9 protein-coding genes are annotated in these 12,712 nt (G+C 59.8%); 6 read left to right on the top strand and 3 right to left on the bottom strand.

What is annotated here, in order from left to right:
• The first annotated feature begins 29 nt into the window (after nt 1–29).
• Together traA and JNB71_RS24640 are read left to right on the top strand one after the other, a co-directional pair.
• The gene (gene traA / locus JNB71_RS15020; protein WP_220372607.1) at nt 30–4,649 is read left to right on the top strand and encodes a Ti-type conjugative transfer relaxase TraA; all 4,620 of its coding nucleotides are present in this window, start codon (nt 30–32) and stop codon (nt 4,647–4,649) included.
• A 30-nt stretch (nt 4,650–4,679) separates the two neighbouring features.
• On the top strand, nt 4,680–4,802 hold the full coding sequence (locus tag JNB71_RS24640; RefSeq protein ID WP_262927103.1) for a hypothetical protein: 123 nt from the start codon (nt 4,680–4,682) through the stop codon (nt 4,800–4,802).
• Between the two features lie 182 nt (nt 4,803–4,984).
• Here the strand turns inward: JNB71_RS24640 and rctB are convergent, their stop codons facing one another.
• Nucleotides 4,985–5,326: an SMa0974 family conjugal transfer regulator gene (gene rctB, locus JNB71_RS15015; RefSeq protein WP_220372606.1), complete on the bottom strand. Its 342-nt coding sequence runs from the start codon at nt 5,324–5,326 to the stop codon at nt 4,985–4,987.
• A 275-nt stretch (nt 5,327–5,601) separates the two neighbouring features.
• Nucleotides 5,602–6,606, bottom strand: coding sequence for a class I SAM-dependent methyltransferase (locus tag JNB71_RS15010; protein WP_220372605.1), 1,005 nt, complete (start codon nt 6,604–6,606; stop codon nt 5,602–5,604).
• Nucleotides 6,607–6,898: 292 nt separating this feature from the next.
• On the opposite strand from JNB71_RS15010, the gene JNB71_RS15005 reads away from it, so the two are divergent.
• The 4 genes from JNB71_RS15005 to JNB71_RS14990 all read left to right on the top strand — a co-directional run bounded on the left by JNB71_RS15005 (nt 6,899) and on the right by JNB71_RS14990 (nt 11,348).
• Nucleotides 6,899–7,750, top strand: coding sequence for a helix-turn-helix domain-containing protein (locus JNB71_RS15005; RefSeq protein ID WP_222857296.1), 852 nt, complete (start codon nt 6,899–6,901; stop codon nt 7,748–7,750).
• A 101-nt stretch (nt 7,751–7,851) separates the two neighbouring features.
• A complete protein-coding gene (locus JNB71_RS15000) occupies nt 7,852–9,078 on the top strand; it encodes an MFS transporter (protein WP_220372603.1) in 1,227 nt (408 codons plus the stop codon).
• 2 nt (nt 9,079–9,080) lie between these two features.
• Nucleotides 9,081–10,487, top strand: coding sequence for a hypothetical protein (locus JNB71_RS14995; protein ID WP_220372602.1), 1,407 nt, complete (start codon nt 9,081–9,083; stop codon nt 10,485–10,487).
• 372 nt (nt 10,488–10,859) lie between these two features.
• Nucleotides 10,860–11,348 (top strand): helix-turn-helix domain-containing protein, encoded by a 489-nt coding sequence (locus JNB71_RS14990; RefSeq protein WP_220372601.1) that lies wholly within the window; start codon nt 10,860–10,862, stop codon nt 11,346–11,348.
• 76 nt (nt 11,349–11,424) lie between these two features.
• On the opposite strand, the gene JNB71_RS14985 is transcribed toward JNB71_RS14990, so the two are convergent.
• Nucleotides 11,425–12,660: a CapA family protein gene (locus JNB71_RS14985; protein WP_220372600.1), complete on the bottom strand. Its 1,236-nt coding sequence runs from the start codon at nt 12,658–12,660 to the stop codon at nt 11,425–11,427.
• Nucleotides 12,661–12,712: the final 52 nt, after the last annotated feature.

Genomic DNA, 12,712 nt, shown 5'->3' with positions numbered 1-12,712 from the left:
CGACGTGCTTGAGAGGTCTGGAGACATCAGTGGCGATCATGTTCGTCAGAGCGCAGGTGATCAGCAGGGGAGCGGGACGCAGCATCGTCTCGGCCGCCGCCTATCGCCATCGCGCCCGGATGATGGACGAACAGGCCGGTACGTCCTTCAGCTATCGTGGCGGATCACGGGAACTGGTGCATGAGGAACTGGCGTTGCCCGACCAGATCCCTGCCTGGCTGAAGACGGCGATCGAGGGGCAGTCCGTCGCCGAGTCAAGCGAGGCGCTCTGGAATGCGGTGGATGCCTTCGAGACGCGGGCGGACGCGCAGCTTGCCCGCGAGCTGATTATTGCCCTACCGGAAGAGCTGACGCGGGCGGAGAATATCGCGCTGGCGCGCGAGTTCGTACGCGACAATTTCACGTCGAAGGGAATGGTCGCCGATTGGGTCTATCACCACAAGGACGGCAATCCGCATATCCATCTGATGACGGCGCTGAGGCCTTTGACGGAAGAGGGCTTCGGGCCGAAGAAGGTGCCTGTGCTTCGCGAAGACGGCGAGCCGCTGCGCGTCGTCACGCCCAACCGGCCGACCGGCAAGATCGTCTATAAGCACTGGGCCGGCGACAAGGAAACCATGAAGGCGTGGAAAATCGCCTGGGCGGAAACGGCCAATCGGCACCTGGCGCTTGCCGGTCATGAAATCCGTCTCGATGGCCGCTGCTATGCCGAGCAGGGTCTCGACGGCATCGCGCAAAAGCATCTCGGCCCTGAGAAGGCGGCGCTCGCCCGCAAAGGCATCGAGATGTATTTCGCGCCGGCCGATCTGGCGCGTCGGCAGGAGATGGCCGACCGGCTGCTGGCCGATCCGGAACTCCTCCTGAAGCAACTTGCCAACGAACGCTCCACCTTCGACGAGCGCGACATTGCCAAGGCGCTGCACCGCTATGTCGACGATCCCGTCGATTTCGCCACTATCCGCGCCCGGCTGACGGCGTCGAACGAGCTGGTCACGCTCAGGCCGCAGCAGCTCGACGCTGAGACCAGCAAGGCCACCGAGCCGGCGGTGTTCACCACGCGGGAGATCCTGCGCATCGAATATGACATGGCAGAGTCCGCTCGAGTGTTGTCGGAGCGCAGGGGCTTCGGCGTGGCCGAGTCCGAAGTCGCCGCAGCCGTGCGAAGGATCGAAAAGGTCGATCCGGAAAAGCCCTTCAGTCTCGATCAGGAGCAGGTCGATGCGGTCCGTCACGTCACTGGAGGCGAAGCCATCGCAGCCGTCGTCGGTCTCGCGGGTGCCGGCAAGTCGACCCTGCTTGCCGCCGCACGTGTCGGCTGGGAAAGCGAAAACCGGCGAGTGTTCGGTGCGGCGCTTGCCGGCAAGGCGGCCGAAGGACTGGAAGACAGTTCCGGCATCAAATCGCGCACGCTCGCATCCTGGGAACTGGCCTGGGCGGGCGGGCGCGAACAGCTCAATAGCGGCGACGTGCTGGTGATCGACGAAGCCGGCATGGTGTCGTCGCAGCAGATGGCGCGCGTGCTGAAGATTGCCGAGGAGGCAGAGGCGAAGGTCGTGCTCGTCGGTGACGCGATGCAGTTGCAGCCGATCCAGGCGGGCGCGGCGTTCAGGGCAATCACCGAACGGATCGGCTTTGCCGAACTTGCCGGCGTGCGCCGTCAGCGTGAGCAGTGGGCGCGCGACGCCTCGCGTCTCTTCGCCCGCGGTAAGGTTGAAGAGGGCCTCGACGCCTACGCCCAACAGGGCCGTATAGTCGAGAGCGAAACCCGCGCGGAAATCATCAATCGTATCGTTGCCGATTGGGCGGATGCGCGCAAACAGGCGATCGAGAAGTCTGTATCCGGCGGAAATGAAGTCCGGCTTCACGCCGACGAGCTCCTTGTTCTCGCCCACACCAATGATGATGTTCGGAAGCTGAACGAGTCCCTGCGCAACGTCATGGTCGAGGAGGGCGCGCTGACAGGGGCGCGGGAATTCCAGACGGCGCGGGGTTCGCGCGAATTCGCCGCCGGCGACCGGATCATCTTCCTGGAGAACGCCCGTTTCGTTGAGCCGCGCGCCCATCGTCTCGGCCCGCAATACGTCAAGAACGGCACGCTCGGCACGGTCGTTTCCACTGGCGACAAACTGGGCGACGTGTTGCTGACTGTCCGTCTCGACAATGGCCGCGATGTCGTCATCAGCGAGGACAGCTACCGCAATGTCGATCACGGCTATGCCGCGACAATTCATAAATCGCAGGGCGCCACCGTCGATCGGACTTTCGTGCTCGCCACCGGCATGATGGACCAGCATCTGACCTATGTGGCGATGACCAGGCATCGCGACCGCGCCGATCTCTATGCGGCGAAAGAGGACTTCGAGGCCAAGCCGGAATGGGGTCGTAAGCCGCGCGTCGATCATGCCGCCGGCGTCACCGGCGAACTGGTCGAAGAAGGGATGGCGAAGTTCCGACCCGCTGACGAGAATGCCGACGAGAGCCCCTATGCCGACATCCGAAGGGAAGACGGAACCGTCCATCGTCTCTGGGGTGTGAGCCTGCCGAAGGCACTCGAGGAGGCCCGGGTCTCGGAAGGCGATACCGTCACCTTGCGCAAGGACGGCGTCGAGCGGGTCAAGGTCCAGGTTCCTACCGTCGATGACGAGACGGGCCAAAAGCGTTTCGAGGAACGGGAAGTCGATCGCAATGTCTGGACCGCACAGCAGGTCGAAACCGCAGACGCCCGCCAGGAGCGCATCGAGCGCGAGAGCCGTCGGCCGGAGCTGTTCAGTGAGCTTGTCGAGCGTCTCGGCCGATCCGGCGCCAAGACGACGACGCTCGATTTCGAAAGCGAGGCCGGGTACCAGGCGCACGCACAGGATTTCGCGCGGCGGCGCGGCATCGACACGCTCGCCGAGGTCGCGGCCGGAATGGAGAAGGGCGTTTCGCGGCGGCTGGCTTGGATTGCCGGGAGGAGAGAACAGGTGGCGAAGCTCTGGGAGCGCGCGAGCGTGGCGCTCGGCTTCGCAATCGAGCGCGAGCGGCGCGCTTCCTACAGCGAGGAACGGACGGAATCGCTTTCCGAAGGAATCCCGGCCAGCGGGCATTATCTTATCCCGCCCACCACGCAGTTTGCACGGAGCGTCAACGAGGACGCGCGCCGCGCGCAGCTTGCCTCGCCGCGGTGGAAGGAACGGGAGGAAATCCTCCGGCCGCTGCTCGAAAAAATCTATCGCGATCCCGACGCAGCGCTTGCCCACCTGAACGCATTCGCCTCGGATTCCGCCATCGAGCCACGCAAGCTCGCCGACGATCTCGCCCATGCGCCGGATCGGCTCGGCCGCCTGCGCGGGTCCGACAACATCGTCGATGGCCGGGCGGCGCGCGACGAGCGCGGCGTTGCCACGACGGTGCTCGACGAACTGCTGCCCTTGGCCCGCGCCCATGCGACCGAGTTCCGCCGGAACACCGAACGGTTCCACGAGCGCGAGCAGACGCGCCGGGCCTGTATGTCCCTGTCTATCCCGGCGATCTCGAAACAGGCCATGGCGCGCCTCGTCGAAATTGAGGCGGTGCGCAGGCAGGGCGGTGACCACGCCTGGAAGACCGCCTTTTCCTTTGCCGCCGAGGATCGCTCGCTCGTGCAGGAAGTGAAGGCGGTGAGCGACGCGCTGACCGCCCGCTTCGGCTGGAGCGCCTTCACCGCCAAAGTTGACGCGATTGCCGAACGCAACATCGCTGAGCGCATGCCGGACGATCTCACGGATGACAGGCGTGGGAAGCTGACGCGACTCTTCGAAGCCGTCCGTCGCTTCGCCGAGGAGCAGCATCTTGCCGAAAAGAAGGACCGTTCGAAGATCGTTGCCGGCGCGAGTGTCGAGCTCGGCAAGGAGACGATCGCCGTGCTGCCGATGCTCGCCGCCGTGACGGAGTTCAGGACGCCGGTGGATGATGAGGCGCGCCCACGCGCGCTTGCGGTCCCGCACTATAGTCACAATCGCGCTGCGCTCGCCGAGGCCGCCACACGCATCTGGCGCGATCCGGCCGGCGCTGTCGACCGAATAGAGGACTTGATCGTCAAGGGTTTTGCGGCCGAGCGGATCGCGGCGGTCGTGGCGAACGACCCCGCGGCTTACGGTGCGCTGCGCGGCTCAGAGCGCTTGATGGACCGCATGCTCGCCTCTGGCCGGGAGCGGAAGGAGGCTTTGGAGGCGGTGGCGCAAGCGTCCGTCCGTCTGCGCTTGCTCGGCACGGCGTATGTCAGCGCCTTCGACGAGGAGCGTCAGGCCATCACGGAAGAGCGCCGCCGTATGGCGGTCGCCATTCCCGGTTTGTCCCAGGCTGCCGAAGATGCACTGCGCCGACTGGCAGCGGAGATGAAGAAGAAGGACAGCAAACTCGACGTCGCCGCCGGTTCGCTCGATCCCGCCATCGGCCAAGAGTTCGCCGATGTTAGCCGGGCGCTCGACCAGCGGTTCGGCCGCAACGCCATCCTGCGCGGCGAGAAGGACGTCATCAATCGCGTGCCGCCCGCGCAGCGGCGTGCCTTCGAGGCAATGCATGAGCGGCTGAAGGTACTTCAGCAGACCGTCCGCATGCGGGCGAGCCAGCAAATCATATCGGAGCGTCAGCAGCGCATCATCGCTCGGGCGCGTGGCGTCACATGCTAAGAGTTCTCACGGAAACGAAAGGAAGAGGCCATGGCCGAGCAGGAAGACTCATACGACGCGATCGACTGCACCGAGATCGCCACCGAGATCCTCAACCACGCCCGGGCGATTGTCACGGCGCGTGTGTATGAGCTTTCTCGCGCAGCATCGTGAGACGGTACCAAACGGCCTTCTCATGCCGAAAAAGCAGGCCTGAAGGGAGGGAACTCGCGAAGGTAGCGTCTTCCCTCGCGATCAGCGCGGAGCAACCCGTTGGACGTTCGGCGCTGAGCAGGTCGAGGCGAAACCCGGCGGGCCAAGGCAGTGGTTATTTCTCGCTGGCCCGAGGCCGTTTTTTATGCTGTTCGTTTTCGGAGCCTCCTGGCAGCGCCGAAGGGCGCGCCTCCAGCCGGGTGCCATTCGACGGCCTCACCCGAAAACTCCGCGATGGCGGACAGGCTGCCCTGCAGAAGCGTTCGGATGCCATAGAGGGTGACAGAGTCATGCGCTTCGACCCGGAAGTGCAGACCTTCATCAGTCGGCCTCATGATCGCGCGCGCATCGCCAAAATCGAGAACCTTGTCGGTGCTCGTGACACCGATCGAGCGACAATAGTCGCTCAATCGGGCGCAGACCTTTTCGGCGACTCTTTCTGCATAGGGGATCAGCACAAATGCTTCGCAGACATGCTTGTACATGGGAACACGTCCCTCACCTGAAGCGCCGCTTGGGGTAAGCGACAACGATGGCGCTCCGCAAGGTGAGATGCACGTCACCCGGCTCATCGATCTGAGCGAAGTGCTGGACATTCGCTTTCATCACGGCAGTTGCTCCTTACGGTTTGGAAGAACGCCCGCTGAGGCAGATAAGCGCCGGAAGCGGATCAATGTGGTTGAACCGCTTTTCGCTGACGCGGTGGAGACCCTTTGATGCTCGAGAAGCAAAAACTTATCCCGGAGCCCCACCAAAGAGTTTAGGATCGCCCTGATAGCCGCCTTGCCTCCGATTCTGGGTAAAGCCGATAAGGAAGGTCCGCATAGACGTATTCTGCTGGGATCGCGGCTGGGCACAGCTTCGATAGGAAGAGGTCGAGATTTTCGGGACTGTTGCTGGAGATGAGGGTGTAGAAATTGCCGCTGTTCCAGGTGGCGAATGAGTGTTCAAAAAAACGGCGCAGTGTCTCGCTCATCTCCGCAAGACTGACTTCGCTTCGATCCATTCGCGTCAGGACCGTCTCTTCTTTCGCGCGAATATCGGACGCACTGAAAAAGCGAGCCTTGAAACCATGGTCTTTTTGCCGTTCGCGCCGCCGGTACTCTTCGTCGTCTTCATGCTTGAACTTCTCGACGAATATGAACAGGCCGTTGCTTTTAAGCTGCTGGGACACAAAGCGAATTTGATCGAAGCGATTCGGCGAATACATCTGGAAGGTCGTGTCCTCGATAATAATATCGAAGCCGCGGGCAAACTTGCGAAGCTCGCCGTCATCTTGGATCTTCTCAGAAGTCAGATGATGAAACGGCCCATGGAAAAACATGGCATGGGGAGGAACCCCATAGGCATAGAAGCTTCTCAGGTTCTCGATGTTTGGGCTGCAGGATAGTGTTTCGACCCTGCCATCGCCGAGTTCGCCAATCACGCGGGCCATTGTCCCCTCGGCGGTTCCCAGCGTGTAGAGCCTCAGCTTTCCCCTTCTGGCGCGCGCATATTTGAGGATTGCACAGCCCATGCGGCACTCTTCCTCGAACCGGTAGGGTATGCTGCTGAGATAGTGCAGATCGAATGGGCCTTGGCGCAGTGGATGAAGAGCCGAAAAGCGCCTGAATGTCGGGTCGAGCGGAAAAAGGCGGCGATCGAGTTGGGGCGGACGGACAGGCACCCCGGCCTGACCAGATGCAGTTGTCGAAAAGAAATCCGAAAGCTCATTGAGACGAGGTGCGCGGTCGCATTCCTCGATGAAATCGTCAAATTCGTTCATGCGAAAGACCTGCCTTGCTCTCGCATCATCGCGGGTTCCCTTCTTCCACGAGGACACCGGGCATCCTGGAAGTCAGATCGTGGTGCAATGACGCTCGGCGATGAGATGAGCGTCTAGCTCTGATTTTCGCATCCACGATCTTGATCAGCTTTCATGAAATTGACATGAAATTCGACCTAAGGTTAAAGGAAGTTTGGTTGGCAACTTTGAGTGAGATACGGTTGCTGCCGCGCCGACTTTAAAGGGAGCAGCTATCCGAGTGGGGATCGTTCCAGCAATACAACCAGAAAGCATGAAGCAGTCCCAAGGCCAGGTCATCCTTCACAAGCAAGGCCTCTGGAGCAATGCCCGAGCCGATGTCGTTCGCCGGCGCGGCCTGGGACGGCAGGTGATAGACGTTGTAGCGGATCACCACCTGATCTTCCTCAACATACGTGGTGCCGCGAAGTCCGGCGAAAACTACCTCGACGGGCGCAAAGTCGGGTTCACTCCCCGTCCAGACGGCTCTCTGGTTTACATTCCGCCTGGCTGCCGTTGGAGTGGTTGGGATGAAGGGGATGCCGAGGCCTGCTATCTCATGATAACGGTGGCGCGGGAGTTTTTCATCAACTTGTCTACGGGGCGGACGGGCGTCGGCACCTTGCGTCCAGAACTCGGTTTTAGAGATCTGCCGATCCAATGCCTGTCGCGTCACATTGCGGGCGAACTTTCAAACGACGATTCCATGAGCGATCTGATCGTCGAAGGGCACCTATCAGCCATCTTTGGACTTCTGCAACGCCGCTCCCGCACATCCGGCAGGGCCTCTCGAGGAGGACTGTCACCTGCGGTTCTCAAGAGAGTAATCGAGCGAATCGACGCCCATATCGATCGCCCCCCGAGCGTGCGCGCGCTGGCTCAAGAAGCGGGGGTGACCTATGAACATTTTTCCCGCGCTTTCAAGCAGTCACAGGGCTCAACGCCGTATGGCTTCTATAACCAACGCCGCCTCGGACGCGCAAGCGATCTTCTCCGTACGACGACAATGACTGTGACAGAGGTGGCGATTGCCTGTGGCTATGCCAGTGGCAGTCACCTCTCGACCAGGTTTCGTCGCGAGACCGGGTTCTCACCCGCCGAGTATCGGGCGCTCTGGAGGGGATAACCCGGTGCTGAAGGAGAAAAAATATCAAATTCATGAAAGCCGCCCACGACCGAGACGATTAGCATGTCCTCACGAAATTGCCAGAAGTGAGTGGGAATGGAATGGGCATATTGATTGGCGGCCCGACGAGGCGGAATAGCGCTCCCAGCATCTATCTGTTCTGTGTTGTGGCTTCCGCTTCCGGTCGCAATGCCTACTTCGTGATGGCGGCCTGGATTGCCACCGATGTTAGCCACAGTGCAAGCGCACTTGCCATTCTTCTGGCGCTCGGCAGTGCCGCCGAACTGCTGACGAGCAATCTCGGAGGCGCGCTGGTCGATCGATTTGATCGCCAATTCGTTTGTGTGGGTTGCGATCTAATCAGGCTCGCCCTGATGTTGTTGACCGGATTTGGTTTCTTGTTCGGGGACGCGCTTACGATTCTTTACGTATCGTGGACCATCTTTGCCATCATCGACCGGACCCATTCGACAGCGCTGCAGGCGATAATTCCATCCTTCGTGCGCCCCGAAAACCTCGGTTCATTTAATTCGGTCTCTTATGTGGGAATGCAGACTGGCAACCTGCTCGCCGCCCTCGTCACGGGGTTCACCCTCACCGCCACCGGCACGTATCTGACGCCACTCCTGCCCGGTGCCTTTTTCATCCTGTCACTATTGGCGCTATTGGCCATTCTTAGCCGACAGCAGCTCTCTTCTGCTCAATGCTGCTCCGTGAACCGCAGCATTCGTCGATTGGATCTCATGCCGACGACCTTCACACTGCAATCGCTGAAGGCCATCTCCACCATGTACGCGCTGATCTACGCAATGGGCATGCTTATCAGCGTGCTCGGCTCCGCATACGTGATCCATGAACTCGAGGGTTCAGCGCTTCAGTTCGGCTATCTTGAGGCGGGCTGGGCCCTGGGTTCGATTGCGGGCTGTGCAACGTTTCTTGTCGGAAGCGCGCTCTCGCGACGGCAGAGCGTCCTTTTCCATTTGACGCTCGCCGGCATCATTCTTACCGTTTTTTTGGTTCTTCAAAGCTTTCTGTTAGCACTCATTCAAATGACGATCCTCGGTTTCAGCTACAATATTGCTAGGGTTCTGATTGATGTGCGGGTCCAATCGACTGTCCCGGTTGGCATGCTGGGGCGGGCGCGAAGCCAGATCCATACGATCTGTGTCGGGATCGGGCTTTTGGCATATGGCGCCATTTGCGTCATGGGAGACGCGATCCTGCCCTCGGAGATTTTCGGGCTCTTCGGCGCGCTGATGATCGCAGTCGCACTCTTTTGTTATGTGGGAATGGATCGGGGAGGGCCGCCGGAAGGCCGGCTTGTCTGAAGATGGAGATATCGATCAACGAGGAGCTCGTATCCAAGAGCGAGGTCCTGGCTCTTATATTTCAGTTGTTCCCCTGGGCACGTCAGTTTGAGCATGCCCAACTGAGCGACTATGCCAAATCCGTATTTGCCGCAAACGCCGAGCAATCTGAGTGCGCCCCGCGCAGCCAGGCCATGTCGTTATTGGGGTCGTTGATCGGAAGGGTTGCGCAGCGTCGCGGTTTTTCGACAGCACAAGTATCTAGATTTGAAAGGGAAATCCAGGCATCACCGGTGCTGCAGACCGGTCCCCACCTCCACCTGTTGATCGAGCCAGACGCGTTCTACACCCATCTGTTCTCGCTGATGGGGCTCCGCTCTCATGGCAGGGCATGCTATATTTCCTATGCCTGTTCGACCGTAAAGTTTGTTGAACGGGGCCGCAAGGGGCCCGCTTGGCTTCAAATCGATGGCGATGCCGTCAATGTCTTCGGCTTGTCGCGCAGCAAGATGATTCCCTACAGCATTCTTGGCAGGAACAGCTGCTATGGCTTTCAACTTCAAAATGTCGACAGACACGGCCCGGACTCGGAACCACTTTCCTGCCTGCGCGAGATTTTGCCAGCGGGCGAATTTCCGTCAGCTGCAGAAGCGATCAAGGCGGCAAACCTTAGCCTCTGGAAGCGATATTTCGACAGCCGGATCGACTTTCTTCAGCTCGATGACGGCGATGTCGCCGATCTCGTAAGGGATCATCTTTGCGACGGGCGATCATGGCTGCGAAACCGCTTGATCGAGGATCAGGCATTTGCCGCGCGGTTACTCCTTCGCATCGATCGGCTCGCCGAGACGGCCTGGAGAGGCTGGCTGAAGAATTCGACCCACTTCTTCTGGGGCTGCATCGATGGGCGACTTATTCCGCTTTGGCTCGATGGTGCCGTTCTCCAGTCGAACGGCGCGGAGGATATCCGAGTTGAATTTTCACCGGCAAGTCTTGTCGAGGCCCTGGAGACTGGCCGGATCGTACCGAACCTTCTGCTGATGTTCATCGTGACGTCGATCCTGCCCGGTGTGCGCGTTCTCGGCGGAAGTCGGCATACGATCTATTATCCTTTGATGCGCTGGGCGTTTTGCGAAGCTTTGAGGAGCAACGACCGTGATGCGCAGCTTCTCAGCACGCTCTCCAAGGACGAACGGCCCGGTGTCTGGGGCCACCGGGTCATTTCCTCGCCTTGCGAGCCATTTTCACTGCTGAATACGCCTGACCAGGGCGGCATCCCGACACTTCTCGATCGATTTGGCCAGATGCGCATCCCCGACGCCTCCGGACCTCTTTCGAGCTTCACGCAGGATCCCCTATGGGCGGCGCTGGCGGCAGCATATTCCGCTGGGAAGGCCAGCGGCAATTCTCCGCAATGGGCATTCTCCTGATCGTCTTATTCCATCATTTCATCGGCGAATTCGCGAGCTCCCGCTCTCGGAGCGCATGTGCGTTCTTAAGTCGAAGCCCTTGAATCTTGTAACCGATTCGGTTGCGCGATAAGCGGATTTCAACTATCTTTCTCGGCGAGGCAGTACGCGCTGCCTTGGGGATTAGAACCCCCTGCTAGCGGTTGGTGTCGGCCGATACGGCACCACACTCCTTGACCTTTTTGGTCGGGGAGCCTGTGGCGTATGTCCAGGTTCCTCGGAACTAAAGGCCATAGGGCCGGCTAGCACGGTGTTCTAACTCCCCGATCAGTGGGTTGAGCGAGTTTTCAGCGGGGGCGCACCGCATGAACCTCTCCATACGGGGTGTCGACCATGAATCGCCATATAGCAGCTGTCCAAATCCGGTCGTCGAGGCGAGCGCAAGCCTCGCGGTCGAATATTGCACGCGAATCGGTGCATCCGGTCGACCTGCATGTCGGGCAGCAGATCCGTATTCGCCGGATACAGTCGAATGTATCGCTGGGCGATCTTGGCGCCGGCATCGGCGTCAGTTTGCAGCAGGTTCAGAAATATGAAAGCGGGAGGAACCGCGTGAGCGCCTCCATGCTCTACGAACTTGCCAATTGCCTCAGGGTGCCCGTCTCAAAGTTCTATGAAGGCCTTCCAGGTCCCGAATGCGTTGAAGACAGCCAAATCATGACCGAAATAGACGAGCGGATCGCCTATATTTCCACTGCGGAAGGGCGCCGCCTAATCGAGGACGTTCTACTGCTTCCGGCGCGTGTGCGCAGCCGCGTCGTGGCGCTCGTCAGTTCGATTGTCGACGAAGAGATGGTGGAGCAGACAGTCGTCGATCGCTAGGAAAATGAAATGTCGGCGGGCATAGGCCCGCCAGTTGTTGAAATGCGATACGGGACCATGCGCTTCCGCTTCGGATCTACAGCGCGATCCGACCGATACCGCTCTCCCGAGACAGGACAGTGTCAAAGCCGGCGCTGCGCTCGGCAAGGTCGTCAAGAATGTCTGCCGCCATCCTGCCACCGGCAAGGACAGGAAAGGCAAGGCGGTCACGTTCAGGATCCGATAATGCCTCGGTTCCGCCGATGACGATCGGGCGTAGGCTAATGTCTTCCAACCGTCCGCCAGATCCGAAATTGCAGGTCGCGATAACACTTTTCCAAACTTCCGGCGGGCTCCATTCCTTTTCCACCTTTTCCGTGTGGAAGAGGAAGTTTCCAAGGCCATAGAAAATCGGCGTATTCTGATATATCTCAATTGCTTGAAGGACTGGAGCGCCATGGCTGACAAAGAGGCCCGCGCCCGCGTTCACGCAATCATGCGCGAATTCCCGAAGCCAGGACGGGACTTGCTGCCAATTGGGCTCCCAATGGTGATGATGCAGGTAAACGATGACAAATGCATCACGGCCTGCTTCTTCAGCGATTGCAGAGAGCTGAGCCCGGGCGCTGTGCCTATCCACCACGACGCGGCGAAGGGCCTCGTCGGATCTGCGAAAGACCGTTCCATAGAAATCGATTTCGTCTTTGCCGTCTACATCAGGCGGATTTTCCGGCTGCGCATAATTCGCCCGCTCCAAAGCCGAACTTTGAAATCGCTTCTGTATGGAGCGAAGCACGTTTAACGTTTCGACCTCCAAGTCGAATACCCTGGACACTTTCAGCCTGTTGATGCCGGGCCTTGCCATCCGGCCTTCGCTTGCATCATCGGCGTACATGAAGGATGGGCCAGGGCCCGCATCCATTGCGATCAGGGCGACGCTTCTGGATCCGAACGTTTTTTTATGAGCTTTGGCGGCGTTACGCTTGTCGACACCGATACCGGCATGAAGGAAGTTTTGCGCCGCAGCTTCCTCCAGCGTCGAGAGAATGCCCGATGGGCCAAGATCAAAAGCATGGTTGTTAGCCAAAGCCAGGCTATTGAAGCCCAACTCCTTTAACGCGGGTAAAACCTCCGGCGCTGCGGCGCCGAAATAGGAGCCCTTGAGCGGCCACCCACCATGACGACCATGGATCGTCGTTTCGAGATTGGTAAACGCAACATCGCTTGCCTTGAGAATCTGAGCGATTTCATCAAGTCGCGGGTCGCTTATCGCTCGAAGATCGTGGCGAATGAGCGATTGGCCGGTCACAGCAATGGAAAGGGGTGCGGACATACAGTCGGCCTTTGATTTTTGGGATTGTCGATTGCGCATGCGCCGAGGATGC

The sequence above is a fragment of the Rhizobium herbae genome (assembly GCF_019511375.1).
GTDB classification, from domain to species: domain Bacteria; phylum Pseudomonadota; class Alphaproteobacteria; order Rhizobiales; family Rhizobiaceae; genus Pararhizobium; species Pararhizobium herbae_A.
The sequence above is the reverse complement of the archived record's forward strand: the minus strand, read 5'-3'. Positions and strand labels throughout refer to the sequence as shown.

Coding starts and splice junctions, on each gene's coding strand:
- JNB71_RS24640 (WP_262927103.1), top strand. CDS start 4,680: ATGGCCGAGCAGGAAGACTCATACGACGCGATCGACTGCACCGAGATC.
- rctB (WP_220372606.1), bottom strand. CDS start 5,326: ATGTACAAGCATGTCTGCGAAGCATTTGTGCTGATCCCCTATGCAGAA.
- JNB71_RS15010 (WP_220372605.1), bottom strand. CDS start 6,606: ATGAACGAATTTGACGATTTCATCGAGGAATGCGACCGCGCACCTCGT.
- JNB71_RS15005 (WP_222857296.1), top strand. CDS start 6,899: ATGAAGCAGTCCCAAGGCCAGGTCATCCTTCACAAGCAAGGCCTCTGG.
- JNB71_RS15000 (WP_220372603.1), top strand. CDS start 7,852: ATGGGCATATTGATTGGCGGCCCGACGAGGCGGAATAGCGCTCCCAGC.
- JNB71_RS14995 (WP_220372602.1), top strand. CDS start 9,081: ATGGAGATATCGATCAACGAGGAGCTCGTATCCAAGAGCGAGGTCCTG.
- JNB71_RS14990 (WP_220372601.1), top strand. CDS start 10,860: ATGAATCGCCATATAGCAGCTGTCCAAATCCGGTCGTCGAGGCGAGCG.
- JNB71_RS14985 (WP_220372600.1), bottom strand. CDS start 12,660: ATGTCCGCACCCCTTTCCATTGCTGTGACCGGCCAATCGCTCATTCGC.